The sequence below is a fragment of the Pseudomonas sp. BB438 genome (assembly GCF_057180225.1).
On the sequence record NZ_CM170001.1, the window covers coordinates 4508000 to 4526857 of the forward strand.

Consider the following 18858-nt stretch of genomic DNA (forward strand, 5'->3'; position numbering starts at 1 on the left):
ACTCCAGGGTTGGCGACATCGATTCAGACTCCGGCGTGTTTGAGCAGTGTGTCGGCGACGGTGCGGGCTTCGCGCCCTTGCTGCGCCGGTCCCTGCATGTGCGCCATCACCAGAACGCCTTCGAGCAGGTATTGCAGCTGGCGGGCCAGGGCTTCCGGCTCTGCGACGCCAAGTCGCGTCAGTTGGGCAGCGAAGAAGCGGCCGAGAAAAGCCTTGTGCTCGGCAGCCTGCTGATGAATGGGATGTTCGCGGTCATGGAACTCGCCGGCGGCATGGATGAAGGCACAGCCGCAGAAGTCCGGGCTGTTCAGCACGTCCTGCAACCCGTCGAAGACCGCCAGGATCGACTCGCGCGGGGCAAGGACGCGCTCTGCCACTTCCATGCGCTCGACCATGCGGGCATGGCGCTCTTCCAGCGCCGCCATGATCAGTTCGTCCTTGGACTTGAAATACTTGTACAGCGTCATCTTCGCGACGCCCGACTCGGCGAGGATTCGGTCGATACCGGTGGCGTGGTAGCCCTCGCGGTAGAACAGGTCCTGAGCGGTGGTGAGCAGCAGCTCGCGTTTGCTGGATGCCATGGCATTTCCTCCTGACCGCACATTATGCGCGAGGCTCGGCGACCGTGGGGAGCCGGAGCGTTGCCGGGATCGACGACGCGACCTCGATTGGCAAGCGGTCATTTCACTTGAACTATACAGACCTGTCTGTCTAATATCTATGTCGTCGTCCCCACAACACTGAACAGGGCTCTCGCCATGAAACTCCACGACGTCGCACTTTCCGGCAACTGCTACAAGGTCCGCCTGTTCCTCGGACTCATCGGTCAGAAGGCCGAGCTGGTGCCGGTGGACCTGCAAGGCGGTGCACACAAGCGCCCAGCCTTCCTGGCGATCAACCCGCGCGGCCAGGTGCCAGCGCTGGAGGACGGTGATCTGCGCCTGGGCGACTCCCACGCCATCCTTGCCTACCTCGCCCGGCAGTATGCCGAGGCGCACTGGTACCCGCAGGACGCCATCACCCAGGGGCGCATCGCCAACTGGCTGAGCTTCTCGGCAAACGAGGTGCAGCACGGCCTGGCAATGGCGCGGGTGATCCAGCTGTTCAAGCGCCCCGGCGACCTGGGGGCCGCACAGGCCAAGGGCCGCCACGCGCTGGAACTGCTCGATGCGACGCTGGCCGATCACCCCTGGCTGGCGCAGACGGCTCAACCGAGCATCGCCGACATCGCCATCTATCCCTACGTCGCCCTGGCGGCGGAAGGTGGCCTGGAGCCGTCCGGCTATCCCTACGTAAACGACTGGCTGGCCCGTGTGCGCGCCCTTCCCGGCTACGTCGCACAACCCGCCTTCTGACGCTCGTCCGATTGACCACGCCGCCGCCCATACGGCGGCGTCCCTCCGCTCCACGAAAAGGAAATTCCGATGCGTCTGCCATCCCTGCTGCTGGTCGCTCTGCTCGCCCTCACCAGCCTTAACGCCCCGGCCGCCGACCTGCGCTTCTCACTGATCCGAACCTCCGGCATCACCACCCTGGATGCCTTCACCGTGGCCGGGGGCGACTGGACGCGGAAAGTCCCGATGAACCACACCGCAGTCCTGGTCCAACACCATGCCGCCACCTTGCTGTTCGACACCGGGCTAGGCAGCCAGGCGGACGCGCAGTTCAAGCAGGACATGCCGTGGTGGGACAAGCCGCTGTTCCGTTACGAAGGCCTGAAACCGGCACGCGAGCAATTGCAGGGCAGCGGTATTTCCATCGATCGGATCATCTTGTCCCACGCCCACTGGGACCATGCTTCGGCACTGTCTGACTTCCCTGAAGTCCCGGTCTGGGCAACCTATGACGAGATCAACTATGCCCATATCGCTCAACCGCCGGCGGTGTTCCCCAGCCAGTTCCGCCACCCGGTGAAATGGGTGCCCTTCCAGTTCGATTCCGGCCCCTTCCTGAGCTACGACCGCAGCCTCGACCTGTTTGGCGATGGCAGCCTGGTGCTGGTGCCGATGCGCGGCCACACACCGGGTTCGGTCGGCCTGTTCATCACCCTCGACGACGGCCGGCGCTTCTTCTTCAGCGGCGACACCACCTGGCGTCTGTCCGGCTTCACCGGGCCGCACGAGAAGTTCTGGGTGAGCCGCAACATGGTGGACAACAACCGCGAACAGACGCTGGCCGAAGTGGCCCGCGTCCACGAACTGATGCTGGCCTACCCCAAGCTGACCGTAGTGCCCGCCCACGATGCCCTGGTGCAGGACAAACTCGGCTACTACCCCCACTGGATTCAGTGAAAGCCACGCCAGCCGCCGCTCGACGCTTCAATAGCCAGCTCACTAATCAGCGACTAAGGTCTAAGAGTCGTCAACATTCGGTAATGATTTAGTAGATAGGCTGTAACAGATTGACATGCCGACCCTGATCCAGTCGGCATCATCAAACTGCCCCAAGCGCTCGAGGAGACAATAACAATGAGCAAGACCCCGATCGCCCGTGCCGTGGCATTGTCCACGCTGGGTACCAGCTTTATCCTTCCGACACTCGCCCACGCTGACTTCATCAAGGACAGCAAGGCCACCGTCGAACTGCGTAACTTCTACTTCAACCGCGACTTCCGCCAGGACAGTCCAGCACCTACCCAGAACAAGGCCGAAGAATGGGCCCAAGGCTTCATTCTCAAGTACGAATCGGGTTACACCGACGGCACCATCGGTGTCGGCGTGGATGCCCTGGGCACCCTGGGCCTGAAGCTCGATTCCTCGCCTGACCGCAGTGGCACTGGTTTGCTGCAGCGCTCGCTCAGCGACAAGCGCGCCGAGGACAGCTACGGCGACCTGGGCATCACCGCCAAGCTGCGCGCGTCCAAGAGCACCCTGAAAGCCGGCACCCTGCTGCCGAAGATGCCCGTGGTGCAGTACAACGACACCCGCTTGCTGCCGCAGACTTTCAGCGGCTTTGCCCTGAACTCCGCGGAACTCGACGGCCTGACCGTCGACGGTGGCCGCCTCTACCAGGTCAACCAGCGCGACTCCTCGGACTACGAGGACATGACCATCACCGGCGGCGGCAAGCGCAACATCAAGCTCGGCGATAGCCTCACGTCCAACAAGTTCCTGTTTGGCGGCCTCACCTACAAGTGGACAGACAGCCTGAGCACCAGCTACCACTACGGCGGCCTGGAGGATATCTACAAGCAGCACTACCTGGGACTGATCCACGTGCTGCCGATCGCCGACAAGCAGTCGCTGAAGTCCGACATCCGCTGGGCCAAGTCCGATGACGACGGCGGCAGCAACGTCGACAACCAGGCGCTCAACGCCATGTTCACCTACTCGCTGGGCTACCACGCCTTTGGCGTCGGCTACCAGAAGATGAGCGGCGACACCGGCTTCGCCTACATCAACGGCACCGATCCCTACCTGGTGAACTACATCCAGATCGGCGACTTCGCCAACAAGGACGAAAAGTCCTGGCAGGCACGCTACGACTACAACTTCGCCGGCCTCGGCATCCCCGGCCTGACCTTCATGACCCGCTACGTGAAAGGCGACAACATCGACCTGATCACCACCGACGGCGAAGGCAAGGAATGGGAACGCGATACCGACATCGCCTACGTCTTCCAGGACGGCCCGCTGAAGAATCTCGGCGTGAAATGGCGTAACGCGACCATGCGTACCAACTACACCAACGATTACGACGAGAACCGCCTGATCGTCAGCTACACCATGCCGCTCTGGTAATCCGCACGGCATGACGAAAAAGCCCGGCATTGGCCGGGCTTTTTCTTTGCCTCCATGGACGAATCAGTCCTGGCTGAGCGCACCGATCTTGTGGATCGACAGGTCCGCGCCGTAGTACTCCTCTTCCTTCGTCAGGCGAATGCCCACAGCGGACTTCACCAGGCCGTATACGAGCAGTCCGCCGGCAAAGGCTACCGTCACACCGAGCAAGGTGCCGATGGTCTGGCTGGCCAAGCTGACCCCGCCCAGGCCGCCGAGCGCCTGCTGGCCAAAGATGCCGCAGGCGATGCCACCCCAGGCACCGCACAGGCCGTGCAGCGGCCAGACGCCCAGTACGTCGTCGATCTTCCAGCGCACCTGGGTCGCCGTGAACGCCCAGACGAACAGCGCACCCGCCACCATGCCCGTCGCCAGGGCACCGATCGGGTGCATCAAGTCGGAACCAGCGCAGACCGCCACCAACCCGGCCAACGGGCCGTTGTGCAGGAAGCCAGGGTCATTGCGGCCGACCAGCAGCGCCGCCACAGTGCCGCCGACCATGGCCAGCAACGAGTTCACCGCCACCAGCCCGCTGGCGCCGGCCAGGGACTGCGCGCTCATCACGTTGAAGCCGAACCAGCCGACAATAAGGATCCAGGAGCCCGCCGCGAGGAACGGGATGTTCGACGGTGCGAACGCGACCAGTCGGCCCTCGCGATAACGGCCATTGCGTTGCCCCAGCAACACCACCGCCGCCAGCGCCAGCCAGCCACCAAAGGCATGCACCACCACGGAGCCGGCGAAATCATGGAAGGACGCGCCGAACTCCGCTTTCAGCCACCCCTGGAATCCGAAGTTGCCGTTCCAGATCAGCCCCTCGAAGAACGGATAGACGAAGGCCACGATCAGCGCCGTGGCGCACAATTGCGGGCCGAACCGGGCGCGCTCGGCGATGCCGCCGGAAATGATCGCGGGAATCGCGGCGGCAAAGGTCAGCAGGAAGAAGAACTTCACCAGGGCATAGCCGTTTTCCTGCGCGAGCGTCGCAGCCGGCTGCAGGAAGGTGACGCCATAGGCGATCCAGTAACCGATGAAGAAGTAGGCCAGGGTCGAGATGGCGAAGTCCGAGAGGATCTTCGACAAGGCATTCACCTGGTTCTTCAGGCGCACCGTGCCCACTTCCAGGAAGGCGAAGCCCGCGTGCATGGCCAGCACCATGACCGCACCCATCAGCAGGAACAGCGTGTTGGAGCCGTGGACCAGCGTCTCTACGGCACTATTGAGGTTTTCCATCGCTACAGGCAGCCCCGGAGGTCAAGGGGGAAGCACCAAAACGGCTCGCGGCGCCCCTGGGTCGCACCACGCTGAAGCAGTGGCGCACTACAGGGGAGCCGAGCGCTGATCCAGATTGGCCCACGAGCTATCCGACCAGCATCGCAATTTCCTGTACTTCCTTAGATTTTTCAGTGATTTGAGCTCAGATTCCCGGCCATTCAAGGCACCGGAAACGCCCCGCCGTGGGGCGCTCCGCTCTCCATGCGCACCAGGGAAATGCAAGCGGCATACCACCGGTGCATCAATCAACGGCTAGGCTTTAGCTCGCACGCGGGAGCAGCCCCGCGACAAAATTATGAGAAACTTTCCCGCACCCCCGGCGCTCGAAATCTAGGAACCTCAACCCGCACAAGGAGCATCACATGCCTCGCAAGACCGCAGTGAACGCCGCCAAGGATGAACTCCTGGCCGAATTCCAGGCCCTCGTCAGCGACACCGAGAAACTCCTGCAAAGCTCGGCCGACCTGGCTGGCGCCGAAGCCGACCAGATGCGCGCGCAGATCCACGAGAGCCTCAAGCGCGCCCGCGATGCCATCTACTCCACCAAGGACTCCGTGCGCGACCAGGGCAAGGCCGCCGTGGACGCCACCGAGGACTATGTCGGTGACCATCCGTGGCAGGCAGTCGGTATCGCCGCCGGTGTCGGCTTCCTTCTCGGCCTGCTGGTCAGCCGGCGCTGATTCATGAGCGACGGAATGGACGCCGGGCCGAAGTCTTCGGCCAACTCCCCTTCCCCGCGGCGCTTCGGCGCCGCGGTCCTGGGCCTCCTGCACGGGCACGTCGAGCTGCTCGGCATCGAGCTACAGGAGCAAAAGACCCGCACGGTGCAGATGCTGCTGATGGCCGGCCTCGCCTTGGTCTTCGCCCTGCTCCTGCTGGTCGCCCTGTCGGTGCTGGTGCTGATCCTCTTCTGGGACACCTACCGCCTGCAGGCCGCCATCGGCCTGTGCCTCTTCTACGTCGGCGGCAGCCTGCTCTGCGCCTGGCGCCTGCACATGCTGGTCAGCGATGAAAGCTCGCCGTTCAGTGCAACCCTCGACGAACTGGCCCGAGACCGGGAGCGACTGTTGCCATGAGCGAAATGCCGGACGCCCGCAACCTGAGCCGTGCCGAATTGCGCAAGGCCATTGTCCGCCTGCGCATGGAAATGCAGCGCCAACAGATTCGCCAGGAAGGCGAACTCCTGCTGCAGCCCTTGAAGCAGGCCCGCAACCTTGGACAGAGCGTGCGCAGCAGCCTGGGGAGCGCAACCCCGCTATGGGGCGCTGGCGGCGCCGCAGCGCTGGCGCTGCTGTTCAGCCGCAAGCACCGCTGGATACGCTTGCTACGCGTAGGATTGGCCCTTGCACCGATCATCCTGCAGATGCGCAAGAAGCCCGAGCCCCCGGAGCCGCCCGCCCCTTCGACGCATCTCTGACGCTCAGACTGGCCACATTCTTGCTAAGTAACAGGAAGCCGCGCCCCAGCGCATTCCTGTCACGCCACTAAGGATGTGTCCCTTGATCGACGGGCAACCCATCGCCTGCTTCCAGCCCTTCATCGACACCGCGACCGGCCTGATCGCCGGTGTCGAAGCACTGGGCCGGCTGCGCCAGGACAACGGCGACCTGCAATCGGTCGGCCCGCTGTTCTTCAACCCAAGAGTCGGCCTGGCCGAACTGCGCCGGCTTGATCGGCAGATCCGCGACGCCGCCCTTGCTCGCATCCATGAAGCGCCCAGCGACTGGTTTCTCAGCCTGAACATCTCGCCGCGCTGGATCAGCCGCCTGCGTCCGAACCAGCCGCTGCCCAGCCTCAAGCAACTGCAGCAACAGGGAGTGCCGCCAGAGCGCGTGGTCTTCGAGATCACCGAACTGGGAGGCGCCCACCAACGCCTGCCGGAAGTGGTAGCGCGTTATCGGGATGCCGGTGCGCGCATCGCCATCGACGACTTCGGCGCCGGCTACTCGCAGCTGGACCGCGTGCTCGCCCTGCAGCCGGACATTCTCAAACTGGACATGCGCCTATTCCAGGAGGCCGCCCGCGGCGGCCCCAGCGGCGAGGTGGTGAAAGCGCTGGCACAGATGGCCGAGAAGACCGGCTGCTGGATCATCGCCGAGGGCGTCGAGACTGAAGAGGAAATGGACTTCGCCCTGGAGTGCGGAGCACGTTACGTACAGGGCTTCCTGTTCGCCAAACCGGCGCTGGACTTCCCGGCCAGCGACGCCTTCCGCGACGCCTTCGCCCAGCGCCGCGACCACTACGTACACCGCAAGCTGCAGGAACGCGCCAACCTCATCCAACTGCGCCAACAGCTCGCCGAACTGATGAACATGCTGCGTCCCTGGGCAGAAGGCGGCGCCATGCTCAGCAGCCTGCCGCCGGCGCCGGATTCCTTCAGCCGCCTGCTGCGCATCTACCAGTGCGACCGCCACGGCACCCAGACCTCACCGAACCTGGAGTGGAATGGCCTGTTCTGGAAAGAGAACCGTCGCTACCTGGGACACAACTGGTCCTGGCGGCCGTACTTCTACCAGTTGCTCGCCGAAGGCTGGGAAGAGCGTCGCCTGACACTCTCCAACACCTACCGTGACGCCACCACCAACCAGTACTGCATGACTGCCGGTCAGTTCATCGACCAGGGTCGACGCCTTCTGCTCATCGACATCGACGCAGAAGGCCTCTAGCGCCGCGATTGAGATTGCCGGCGCGAACGGCTAGCGTTGCCGGTAACTCTCTCGATCGCGGAAAGAAGAATGGATTGGCACACCCTGCTCCCCCGGGAGCGTCTCGGCAAACCGGTGCACAGCAGTGCCGAACTCGGCCGCAGCGCCTTCCACAAGGACCACGACCGCATCATCTTCTCCGGTGCATTCCGCCGCCTGGGTCGCAAGACCCAGGTGCACCCGGTCTCGAGCAACGATCACATCCATACCCGCCTGACCCACTCGCTCGAGGTGGGCTGCGTCGGCCGCTCGCTGGGCATGCGGGTCGGCGAGATCATTCGCGACCGCCTGCCCGAATGGTGCGACCCCGCCGACATGGGCGTGATCGTACAGTCCGCCTGCCTCGCCCATGACATCGGCAACCCGCCCTTCGGCCACTCCGGCGAAGACGCCATCCGCCACTGGTTCCAGCAGGCGGCCGGGCGCGGCTGGCTGGATGGCATGAGCGACGGAGAACGCTCGGACTTCCTGCACTTCGAGGGTAATGCACAGGGTTTCCGTGTCCTCACCCAGCTCGAATACCACCAGTTCGACGGCGGCACACGCCTGACCTACGCCACCCTCGGCACCTACCTGAAGTACCCGTGGACAGCACGTCACGCCGACTCCCTGGGATACAAGAAACACAAGTTCGGCTGCTACCGCAGCGAGCTGCCGCTGCTGGAGCAGATCACCCAGAAGCTGGGCATGCCGCAACTGGAAGACGAACGCTGGGCGCGCCATCCGCTGGTCTACCTGATGGAGGCCGCAGACGACATCTGCTACGGCCTGATCGACCTGGAAGACGGTGTGGAAATGGAGCTGCTCGACTACAGCGAAGTGGAGGCCCTGCTGCTTGATTTGGTAGGTGACGACCTGCCTGAAACCTACCGCCAACTCGGCCCGAAGGACTCTCGCCGGCGCAAGATGGCGATCCTGCGAGGCAAGGCCATCGAGCACCTCACCAATGCCGCCGCACGGGCTTTCGTCGAGCAGGAGCCGGCCCTGCTCGCAGGCACCCTGCAAGGCGACCTGGTGGAGCACATGCATGGCCCGGCCAAGCGATGTGTGCAGCGAGCCAAAGGCATGGCCCGGGAAAAGATATTCCAGGACAAGCGCAAGACGCTGCATGAGATCGGCGCCTACACCACCCTGGAAATACTGCTGAACTCCTTCTGTGGCGCCGTGCTCGAACAGCACCGTCAGAGCTCACCGTCGTTCAAGAACCAGCGCATCCTCGACCTGTTGAGTCACTACGCGCCGGACCCGAGCTGGACGCTCTATCGCTCCTTCTTGCGCGTAACAGACTTCATCGCCGGCATGACCGACAGCTACGCCACCGAAATGGCCCGCGAGATGACCGGCCGTTCCAGCCCGAGCTGAAGCAGCGATTGCCCTAGGCGGCCGGTGCGCTCAACTGCTGCAGGAGGTCATCCTGAAGGGCGGACATCGCCGCCTCCACCGCCAATGCCCGACTGCGCAGCTCTACGCTATCGAGCCCATCCTTGCAGCCAGCTTCGAGCTTGTCGCACAGATCCTGAAGCTTTTCGGCGTGAACCAGCCGCGCCGCGCCTTTGATGCGGTGGGCCAGATTGGCCAATTGTTTCCAGTCACCCGCCGCACAAAGCGGCTCGATCTGATCGATATCGAACCGGTTGCTGCTATGCAGCTCCTCCAGCAAACGGCGCGTCAGACCAGGATTGCCTCCGGTCATTGCCTGCAGCGACGTCAGATCGAACACCTCGGCGCGGTTCCGCTCCTTCGCTGGCAGGCTATCAGCAGAGGAAATCTTCGGCACCGCCGCCAAGCGCCTACGAAGATTGTCCAGGCCAATGGGCTTGAACAGGCAATCGTCCATGCCTGCATGCCGGCAGTTCTCGATCTCGTCGGGCTGCGCGTTGGCGGTGAACCCGAAGACCACGCAGGGCTCAGCTTCCATTTCGTCTTCAAGCTCACGAATTCGCCGGGCCAGAGCATAGCCGTTGAGCACCGGCATGTTGCAGTCGGTGATCACCAGATCGAAATCACCCGGATGCCATAGCTGAAGTGCCTGGGAACCGTCTGACGCTACCTCGACCTGATGTCCTAGGTGTTCCAGTTGCTGGCTCAGCAACAAGCGGTTGGCGGCGTGGTCATCGACCACCAGGACCTTCAGTGGCTGCGCAGCCCTCGGAAGGGCCACAGCCGCAACGATTTCGCTTTCGGGCAGGCTTTCCAGCGTCTGCAGCAGCAGGCGCACGATGACAGTGGTGCCTTCGCCCGGACGGCTTTCCATTCGCACCGTGCCCCCCATCATCTCTGCCAGCTTGCGGCAGATGGTGAGCCCCAATCCCGTGCCGCCACGGCTCGTACTGCCACCGCGGGCAACCTGACTGAACGGTTCGAACAACTGGCGCTGGTCCACCTCGGAAATACCGATACCGCTGTCCTGTACGCTGACTTCGAGTGCGAGACGCTCACCTGCGACACGCTCGCCGTAGACGCGGATCTTCACATGGCCGAAGTCGGTGAACTTGATGGCATTGCTGACCAGGTTCGACAGGATCTGTTTGAATCGCAGCGGATCAATCAGCACGTCGCAGGCCGCATCAGCCTCGATCTCCATCCTGAGCTCCAACGCCTTCTGCCGCGCCAGTCCATCGAACACGCGCGCAACGGACTCCACCAGATCACGCAAATGGGCGCGTTCCGGCATCAGCATCAAGCGTCCGGATTCGATCTTGGCCACGTCGAGGATGTCGCCGATCAGCGTCAACAGCGAGCGCGCCGAGTCGTAGGCCACCTCCACCGGCTCCCGCTCCCAGTGCCCCTGGTCCGCACGCGTCAGCGCCAACTCCAGCATTCCGATCACCGCATTCATAGGCGTACGGATTTCGTGGCTCATGGTGGCAAGGAAGGTGCTTTTGGCACGACTCGCCTCCTCCGCCTGCTCCTTGGCGGTTTCCAGCTGATGGTAGAGACGCTCGCGTTCGGTGACGTCTATCCAGCCGGTCACTACGCCGGATATCTCCCCACCCGGACCGCGATACGGCGTGGCCCAGTAATGGATTTCGCGCACATCATCGTGAATCGGCAGCATCAGATCGGAAGCCACATTGCCGTCCGAATCCATCGCCTGCCGGTGGATCAGCTCGAGCATCTCCGCATCCTGCGCCGCCAGCCAGGAGCAGTCACCCACCCGGGTGCCAGCGACTGCTTCACGGGACATGCCAGTCTCCCTGAGGAAACCGATGTTGCACGTGACCAGACGCCCGTCACAATCGCGCACCGCCACTGGCTGGGGAATGCCGTCAATCAGCGCTCGCTTGAATGCGAGCCGGTAGTTGAGTTCCCGCTCGGAAGCCTGGCGCCGCCGAACCTTCAACCACAAGCGCCAGTTCCACAGCAGCAGAAGAAGGGACATCAGGACTGCGGCCCAGGCAAGCTGGACGAATTGCAGACGATAGCCCTGCCAGATGCTGTCGGGCTTTTCCACACTGGCCGACCAGCGAGCAACGATGTTGCTCATGTCCTCGGGCGAGATGGCGAGAATTGCCTTGTTCAGAATTCCGAGCAGCTCAGGATCCGCGCGGGAAACAGCGAGGGAGAACTGCCCCGGCTCCCGGTCGAGGGCGAGTGCGACGCGCAAATCAGGGTAATACCGGGAAATCAGATAGTTTGCAGGCGACAGCATATGGATGCCCGCATCGACCTTTCCCTCACTGATCATGGACAGGTCGTCAAGTTTTGTCTCGACCTCGACGAGTTTCACCTTGGGATGCCGCTCACGCATGAACTCCGCTATTGCGGAATCCTTGGACACCGCAACGCGGCGCCCGTCCAGGTCATCCAGTGAGTGCAACCAGTCAGCCTGCTGAGATACGACGACAACAAAGGAATTCGTCATATAAGGCCGGGTAAAACCCAGCCACTCCTCTCGCTTTGCCGTCGGCGTCATGGCCGCTATCACCTGGGCCTTGCCGGCGCGGGCCTGGCTCAACATGGCTGCCGCACTGGATTGCGGCCGCACGTCAAAATCAATGCCGACACGGCTCTGGATAAGTTCCAGCACATCGGCGGCGATGCCGCGAAACTTGCCATGAGCATCGAAGAACGAGATGGGAGCCAGGGCCTGGTCAACCACAACCACTGGCCTGGGATGGCGGTCCAGCCAGCGTTGCTCGCGGGGAGTCAGTATCAGGCGTTGATCAGCAATCGAGTAGGCGCCACCGGGACTCCATCGACGTTGAATGGCGGCTTCCACTGAGCGCGGAATAGCGGCCAGGGTACGGTCAAGGATGTCCCGAAGCTGCGGCTCCGATGCACTTACCGCGAAGCTGAACCCTGGACCATCGAAGCCCGCGAAATTAAGTACCTTGAGATTGGCCAGGTTTCTCTGGCTGATCAGGTACTGCGCGCTGAAAACATCACCGACATACAAGTCGGCCTGACCGAAGGCCACGGCCTCGAGCGCTCGGAGCACGGAGTGATAGCTCCTCTCCGATGCACCACTGAAGTACCTGTCGCGCTCTTCGGCCGAGTAATAGTCGCTGACCACAGCGATGCGCTTGCCAACAAGTTGCCCCGCACTTGCCAGCCGCGTGCCTTCCGGGCCAACGACCACGGGCTGGTTGGAAAAATACGGACGGGTCAGAACGATGCCGGGCCGAGCCGACTCGTAGTTCGTGGCACGACTCAGCAGGTCGATGTCGCCATGGGCCAATGCATCGACTGCCGCGTCCCGGTCAGCATAGCGCCGAACCTCCACCCGAACGTTGAGCGTGTCGGCAAGCACGCCCAGTATATCGGCCGTGACACCCTCCAGTTCCGTGCCGGTGGTGGTGACATCGAATGGGGCATAGTCCGGAGCGGTAACCCCCAGACGGAGTGTCCGCTTGTCCCTCAACCACTGCCAGCTCCTGTCGTCCAACGTTACCTTGACCGACTCATCCAGCGGACGTGCCAGCAGGTTCATTGGACTCCAGTCGCGCGGCTCCGCCATCGCCCATCCACAACCGATGAGCAACAACGTGGCGATACAACGGCGCAAGCAGGACATCACGCACCTCAAACCAGCGCGTTCCGCTTGGCGAACTCGATCAGATCTACCAGCGAATGTGCATTGAGCTTCAGCAGCAGTCGGGTCTTGTAGGTACTGACCGTCTTGTTGCTGATGAACATCTGCTCGGAGATTTCCTTGTTCGAATAACCATTGGCCAGATACTGCAGGACAGCCATCTCGCGATCGGAGAGACGCTGGATGAGTTCCTGGTCGTCCATCTGCTCGTTGTTGCGACGAGGCTGGCGTACGGCCTTGCTGGGAAAGTAGTTGTAACCGGCGACAACCGCGTTGACCGCGCTGATCAATTCCGCCAGGCCACCCTGCTTGCAGACGAAGCCCGACGCACCGGCCTGCATGCAGCGCATGGCGAACAGCGAGGCGCTCTGGCCCGTCAGCACCAGAACCTTGAGCGACAGTTCGAGGGCAGAAATGCGGCTGATGACTTCCAGACCGTCAAGTCGAGGAATGCCGATATCCAGAACGACGAGATCGGGCAGCAGTTCCTTCACAAGTGAAAGCGCGTCGACCCCATTGTCAGTTTCCCCGACGATGATATGGCCTTCCTTTTCCAGCAACACGCGCATTGCCATGCGAATAACCGGGTGATCGTCAACAATAATAATTTTACTCATCAGGCTCTCTCACAGACCGATAGAAACGAAATATCCGTCAGTAAGATATATGCCGACCTCATTCTGTCGAGATGCCCCGCCTCCATTATTGATCGTTAGAGGGAATTCCTACCAAACTTATAAAAAAATCCTACAAAAAAGCACCGCACTCCCGTCAATCCCACTCAATCAATAAGAATATTCCGACAATGAGTAGGATTGGATCGGAATTCAACCCTACGAAGCCTCGGCAAATGCCTTAGCTATCTACCTGTTTTCCGAACGCCAGCAGTCTCTCTATCACCCAAAACAACGAGAACCTGCTCACATCAAGAACTCCGCTAACGGGGTCAGGCTACATCGGCATGCCATGGGATCTTGCGAGTGCAGCTTTACGTTGCCAAGCCATGATCGCACTATCAATACGTTGTGAGCGAAATAGCACAAGCAAACTCTCAATCGCTAAGCCCACAAACATCGAAACACTCAGAAAAAGCAAATCCGAAGCCAGAAAAAGCTCCCTCCCCCGGTATAATCAGGCACTACCATGAATATCGAAACAGATGCACCGCGAAGAAGAGGCGCGTCTGCGAAGACTGACGTTCAAGCTCATTAATAACGTACAACATTGAATCAACTGATCACCTTCAAATCGAAGGTTGTACTGAGAATAATAAAATACGCAGGCACCACTAGAACCTGCTTGATCAGTACTTCCGAAATTTCAACATCTGGAAGTTCTGATGACATCGAATAGACTGCTGATGTCTGTGGTGCTCGCCGGCCAGTCCTGCTGAATGATCAAAAGCGAAGGGGAAGCGCACTTTGCAACTATCATTCAAATCACGCACACATCCGCACAGGCCCGCGGGGGGCCTGTCTCAGGCGGGTGCAGGTTGCGGTAAACGGCCTCGTCGGCATCTCAGCGAACAGGTGGATTGACGGGTTGATCCGGATACCAGGCGTCGATCAGCGGGCTGACGATAGCCCCCGCCAGTTCAGGCTGCTGCCTCAGCCACCCTTCGACCCTCTCCCGCTGCTCCACACTCACCGACCCTCGCCGAGCCAGGCAGATGAAGCCGTACTCATCGCACCCGCTATAGACCAGATCATTGGGTTCGACGGCGGTCTCGACGAAGCGCTTCATGAAGGCGTCGATAGCCTCTTCATCCTGCCCTTCCTTGTACTGGAAGCTCAATTCGAACCCGAGTTCCTGGAACTCATCGACACACAACTTCTTGCGCAAACGACGGGAACGATGGGTAGCCATCCGAACTCTCCTCAGGAGGACAATTGCCTCTCGTTGATTAATGCGCCCAGTGCAATCCACCGCCGCCTAGTCCCTCAGTCACAGCGCGCTTCTGCGAGACGACCGGCAGCCGAAGGTCTGCGCATACCGTATCGGCTTGCGGCATAATGTGCCGCAGCTCCCGATCCAGCAGGGAGTATTTCATCTGTAGTGTTGCGCTTCATCTTTTCATTTTTTCAAGTCAATGCCCTACCATTGGGATGTCATCTTTTCTATGTTCAAGTCTCTGCGCGTCCTCGCTCTCGCCACCTTGCTGCCTTTCGCCCTGCCGGCCGTTGCCCAGATCAACAACACCCTGCCCGAGCGCGTACAGAAAGCGCTTCGGGCCAGCAAGCTCACCGATGACGCCCTGTCGTTGGTGATGATCCCGCTGGAAGGCCCCGGCAACGCCACCTATTTCAATGCCGATGTCTCGGTGAACCCGGCGTCGACCATGAAGCTGTTCACCACCTACGCCGCCCTGGAAATGCTCGGCCCAACCTATCAGTGGCAGACCGAGTTCTACACTGACGGCCAGCTCAAGGACGGCATCCTGAACGGCAACCTCTACCTCAAGGGGGGCGGTGACCCGAAGCTGAACCTGGAGAAGCTCTGGCTGATGATGCGCGACCTGCGTGCCAATGGCGTGAGCAAGGTCACCGGCGATCTGGTGCTGGACCGCAGCTACTTCAACATCCCGCAGTTGCCGGTGTTCAACGATGACGGCGGTGACGACAACAAGCCGTTCCTGGTCGGCCCGGACTCGCTGATGGTCAACCTGAAGAGCGTGCGCCTGGTGATCCGCACCGAAGGCAGCAAGGCCACCGTGCTGATGGACCCGCCACTGGCGAACGTGCGCATCGACAACCAGATTCAGGTGGGCAAGGCTGCAGCCTGCCCGGCCTGGCCAAAACTGCGCTTCAACCCGGTGACCCAGTTCGACGGCACCTCGCTGGTCGCCACTGGACAGATTCCCCAGGGCTGCAGCGCACAGACCTACATGTCGCTGCTCGAGCACCCGGCCTACACCGCCGGCGCCGTACGCGGCATCTGGCAGGAGCTGGGCGGCAGCATCCTCGGCAAGGACCGCGAAGGCACCGTGCCGAAAAACGCCACCCTGGTGGCCCGCGCCATGTCGCCGGACGTCGTCGAAATCATCCGCGACATCAACAAATACAGTAACAACACCATGGCCCGCCAACTGTTCCTTTCGGTCGGCCGCCAGTACCGCAACGGTGCCGACGCAGACGACGCCCAGGCTGCGCAGCGAGTGATCCGCCAATGGCTGGCACGCAAGGGCATCACCGCGAGCCACCTGGTAATGGAGAACGGCTCGGGCCTCTCCCGTGACGAGCGCGTCAGCGCCCGCGAGATGGCAGCGATGCTCCAGGCTGCGTGGCACAGCCCCTACGCCGCGGAATACATCTCTTCGCTGCCGATCGTGGCGAAGGACGGCACCATGCGCAAACGCCTGCGCGGCACGCCCATGGCGGGCGAAGCCCACGTGAAGACCGGCACCCTGAACACCGTGCGAGCCCTCGCCGGCTTCAGCCGCGACGCCAACGGCCGCACCTGGGTGGTGGTGGCGATCCTCAACAGCAATCGGCCGTGGGGCGCCTCGTCGATCCTCGATCAGGTTTTGCTGGACCTCTACAGCAGCACCAAGCACTGACCCTTGCGAACCCCGGTCCGATGGCCGGGGTTCTCGCATCAGGCCTCGACTTTCTCCAGGCGATCCCGGCCCAGCCGCTTGGCGCGATAGACCGCGCGGTCCACTTTACGCATCAGATCGTCCGCGCTTTCGCCAGCGCTCCAGGAGGCGACCCCGAAACTCGCGGTCACCACGCCGACGCCTTCCATCGGCTGACCGCGAAGGCCTTGCCACAGCGCCTCTGCCAATTGCCAGGCCTGCTCCGTGGTACTGCTCGGGCAGAGCACCACCAACTCCTCTCCACCCAGGCGACAGAAAACGTCCACCTTGCGCAGGCGCTGGGCAATCCGCTGGCACAGGGTCACCAGCACGATATCGCCCGCCTCGTGGCCGAAGCGGTCGTTGATGTCCTTGAAGTGGTCGATATCGAACATCACCAGCGACAGCGGCTCGCCGCTGCGAGCACAGCGCGCCATGGCCTGGTCCAATTGCTCCTTGAAGTAGCGGCGGTTGTGGATGCCGGTCAGCGCATCGGTCACCGACAGACGTCGCAGCTCCATCTCCGCCTCCTTGCGCCGGGTGATATCGGTGGCGATACCCAGGTAGCCCGTGGTGTTCCCCACCGAATCGCGTACGCCGGTGATGATCAGATTGATCTTCAATTGGCGGCCGTCACGGCGCACACAGGTCCACTCGTGTTCTTCGTGTCCCTCGCCCACTAGTGCGCCGACGACATCAAAGCCGCGAATCTCCCGCCCGAGGATGCTCGACAGGTCCTGTGCGCGCCGACGGATCTCATCCTTGACGAAGACGTTCTCCGGCACCGGCCGGCCGATCACTTCCTGGGCGCTGTAGCCAAACATCCGCTCCGCCCCGACATTGAAGCTGCGCACGAATCCGCGCAGGTCGGTGGAGACGATGGCAACCTGGGTCGCCGCATCCAGCAAGCCATGCAGACGACTGTTCACCTCTCCCAGCTCCAACTCGGCCGCCTTGCGCGAGCTGATGTCGGTCTGGGTACCGATCATGCGGCGCGGCGCACCTTCGTTGTCGCGTTCCACCACCTGTCCCCTATCAAGCACCCAGAGCCAGCGACCGCTCTTGCAGCGCAGCCGGTGCTCGCTCTGGTAAAGCGAACACTCGCCGCGAAGATGCCGGCGCAACGCCTCGCAACGCAGGTCCTTGTCGTCCGGGTGGACCCGACTCAGGCACTCCTCCGTGGTCGCGCCCACCTCGCTGTCGCGGTAGCCGAGCATGGCCTTCCAGGCATGGGAGTAGAAGACGTCGCCGGTATCCAGGCTCCAGTCCCAGACGCCGTGGCCCGCGCTGTCCATGGCGAAGTGCAGGCGCGCCTGATTCTCCTGCAGTTCCAACTGGTTGGCCCGCAACTCGGCAGTGCGCTCGTCCACCAGTTGCAGGGCGCGCTGGCGCTGGCCGAGCAGCGTCAGCACGTAGCCGGCCAGCAGGAGCGAAGTCAGCCCGCCGGCAAACACCACCCACCATTGCGGGTGCCCCTGATTGCGTCGGAGGAAGTCACTGGACGGCTCGACGCGCACCAGATAGTCGCGGCCGGCGAACGGCAGGTGGCGTTCCGAGACCAGCCCTGCCGTCTGGTCCGCCGACACCGGGCTGCGGTATAGCGGCACGTCCGGACGGGGATCGCCGGCATCGCGCAGGGTCAACGCCAACTGCTCGCCACGTACTTGCGAGCCCTGCTCGATGAGCAGACGGTAACTGATCGCCGCCAGCAGAATGCCCCGGATGCCGATGCGCGTCTCCGCCGTCGAGCTGGGCATCGCGCTGTTGCGATAGAGGGGGGCCGCCAGCAGCAGGCCGGTGGAGTCCGCCGGCGGCGCGCCGGGCAGCACAACCGGCATCGAGGCGGCCACCGCGCGCGTCTTCATCACGCGCTGAGTCAGTTCCCGCCCCGGCAGGGTGGAGTTGAGGTCCAGCCCCAGGGGCATCTCCTCCAGGTATTCAGAGGCGCCATACAGGACAGGAAAGTAGCGCTCGCGAACCTGTGCCGGGATCGGCCGCCCCTGCAGGTCCAGTTCGAACAGCATGTAGTCGAGCATGCCGGCAGTATGGGCGCGAGCCTCGAATGCGTCGCGCTGGCGCTGATCGACACGGGGCAGCCAGGCATACCCCAAGGTATCGCCGAGCAATGGACTAACGAAGTGTTCGAACTCCTCGCGGGAAACGTCCTGGGAGTTCTCGAAAAAGCGCTGGATCGACTCCAGTTCGCTCAACTGCATCGACAACCGCTCGCGCACCCGGTCGATGCGCTCATTTGCGGTGAGCACGAACTGCTGTTCCAGAGCCATGCGGGCATTGCGCCAGACATTCCAGCCCAGCAGCGCCGTCAGCAGCAGCCCCGCCACCAACACTACGCTGGCAGCATGCAGGGCCTTCCTCTGACGGGCGACTCCCTGAGCGGCAGGCAACTGCTCGAAGGCCGGCAACTGAGTCATGTGGATTCCCGTTCTCAGGGTGACTCAGTTTTTATAGCAGCCGATGGCCCTTTGCCCA

At 62.3% G+C, this 18858-nt stretch carries 15 protein-coding genes; 9 read left to right on the forward strand and 6 right to left on the reverse strand.

Going from position 1 to position 18858, the window contains the following annotated elements; translation table 11 throughout:
- Positions 1–23 precede the first annotated feature (23 nt).
- Positions 24–581, reverse strand: coding sequence for a TetR/AcrR family transcriptional regulator (locus AC1ZV1_RS20620; RefSeq protein ID WP_484293380.1), 558 nt, complete (start codon positions 579–581; stop codon positions 24–26).
- 177 nt (positions 582–758) lie between these two features.
- Here AC1ZV1_RS20620 and AC1ZV1_RS20625 point away from each other — a divergent pair, with 177 nt between their 5' ends.
- The 3 genes from AC1ZV1_RS20625 (at position 759) to AC1ZV1_RS20635 (ending at position 3740) form a co-directional block, all read left to right on the forward strand.
- Positions 759–1355: a glutathione S-transferase family protein gene (locus AC1ZV1_RS20625; RefSeq protein ID WP_484293381.1), complete on the forward strand. Its 597-nt coding sequence runs from the start codon at positions 759–761 to the stop codon at positions 1353–1355.
- Between the two features lie 69 nt (positions 1356–1424).
- Positions 1425–2291, forward strand: coding sequence for an MBL fold metallo-hydrolase (locus AC1ZV1_RS20630; RefSeq protein ID WP_484293382.1), 867 nt, complete (start codon positions 1425–1427; stop codon positions 2289–2291).
- Positions 2292–2468: 177 nt separating this feature from the next.
- Positions 2469–3740, forward strand: a complete 1272-nt coding sequence (locus AC1ZV1_RS20635; protein ID WP_484293383.1) for an OprD family porin — start codon at positions 2469–2471, stop codon at positions 3738–3740.
- Between the two features lie 63 nt (positions 3741–3803).
- Here AC1ZV1_RS20635 and AC1ZV1_RS20640 read toward each other — a convergent pair whose 3' ends face one another.
- A complete protein-coding gene (locus AC1ZV1_RS20640) occupies positions 3804–5012 on the reverse strand; it encodes an ammonium transporter (protein ID WP_484293384.1) in 1209 nt (402 codons plus the stop codon).
- 404 nt (positions 5013–5416) lie between these two features.
- Between AC1ZV1_RS20640 and AC1ZV1_RS20645 the strand changes: the two genes are divergently transcribed.
- The 5 genes from AC1ZV1_RS20645 to AC1ZV1_RS20665 all read left to right on the forward strand — a co-directional run bounded on the left by AC1ZV1_RS20645 (position 5417) and on the right by AC1ZV1_RS20665 (position 9121).
- Positions 5417–5734: an ElaB/YgaM/YqjD family protein gene (locus AC1ZV1_RS20645; RefSeq protein ID WP_045211754.1), complete on the forward strand. Its 318-nt coding sequence runs from the start codon at positions 5417–5419 to the stop codon at positions 5732–5734.
- A 15-nt stretch (positions 5735–5749) separates the two neighbouring features.
- On the forward strand, positions 5750–6130 hold the full coding sequence (locus tag AC1ZV1_RS20650) for a phage holin family protein (RefSeq protein ID WP_484297596.1): 381 nt from the start codon (positions 5750–5752) through the stop codon (positions 6128–6130).
- Positions 6127–6471, forward strand: coding sequence for a hypothetical protein (locus AC1ZV1_RS20655; RefSeq protein WP_484293385.1), 345 nt, complete (start codon positions 6127–6129; stop codon positions 6469–6471). Before AC1ZV1_RS20650 ends, AC1ZV1_RS20655 begins: the two co-directional genes overlap by 4 nt.
- 82 nt (positions 6472–6553) lie before the next feature.
- A complete protein-coding gene (locus tag AC1ZV1_RS20660; RefSeq protein ID WP_484293386.1) occupies positions 6554–7720 on the forward strand; it encodes an EAL domain-containing protein in 1167 nt (388 codons plus the stop codon).
- Between the two features lie 69 nt (positions 7721–7789).
- On the forward strand, positions 7790–9121 hold the full coding sequence (locus AC1ZV1_RS20665) for a deoxyguanosinetriphosphate triphosphohydrolase (RefSeq protein WP_484293387.1): 1332 nt from the start codon (positions 7790–7792) through the stop codon (positions 9119–9121).
- A gap of 13 nt (positions 9122–9134) precedes the next feature.
- Here AC1ZV1_RS20665 and AC1ZV1_RS20670 read toward each other — a convergent pair whose 3' ends face one another.
- The 3 genes from AC1ZV1_RS20670 to AC1ZV1_RS20680 all read right to left on the reverse strand — a co-directional run bounded on the left by AC1ZV1_RS20670 (position 9135) and on the right by AC1ZV1_RS20680 (position 14660).
- Positions 9135–12692 (reverse strand): transporter substrate-binding domain-containing protein, encoded by a 3558-nt coding sequence (locus tag AC1ZV1_RS20670; RefSeq protein WP_484293388.1) that lies wholly within the window; start codon positions 12690–12692, stop codon positions 9135–9137.
- Positions 12693–12784: 92 nt separating this feature from the next.
- A complete protein-coding gene (locus tag AC1ZV1_RS20675) occupies positions 12785–13411 on the reverse strand; it encodes a response regulator (RefSeq protein ID WP_484293389.1) in 627 nt (208 codons plus the stop codon).
- A 901-nt stretch (positions 13412–14312) separates the two neighbouring features.
- A complete protein-coding gene (locus AC1ZV1_RS20680; protein ID WP_484293390.1) occupies positions 14313–14660 on the reverse strand; it encodes a YggL 50S ribosome-binding family protein in 348 nt (115 codons plus the stop codon).
- A 253-nt stretch (positions 14661–14913) separates the two neighbouring features.
- Between AC1ZV1_RS20680 and dacB the strand changes: the two genes are divergently transcribed.
- Entirely contained in the window at positions 14914–16350 is a 1437-nt protein-coding gene (gene dacB / locus AC1ZV1_RS20685) for a D-alanyl-D-alanine carboxypeptidase/D-alanyl-D-alanine endopeptidase (protein WP_484293391.1), read from the forward strand.
- Between the two features lie 38 nt (positions 16351–16388).
- On the opposite strand, the gene AC1ZV1_RS20690 is transcribed toward dacB, so the two are convergent.
- A complete protein-coding gene (locus tag AC1ZV1_RS20690) occupies positions 16389–18800 on the reverse strand; it encodes a sensor domain-containing diguanylate cyclase (protein ID WP_484293392.1) in 2412 nt (803 codons plus the stop codon).
- Between the last annotated feature and the right edge of the window lie 58 nt (positions 18801–18858).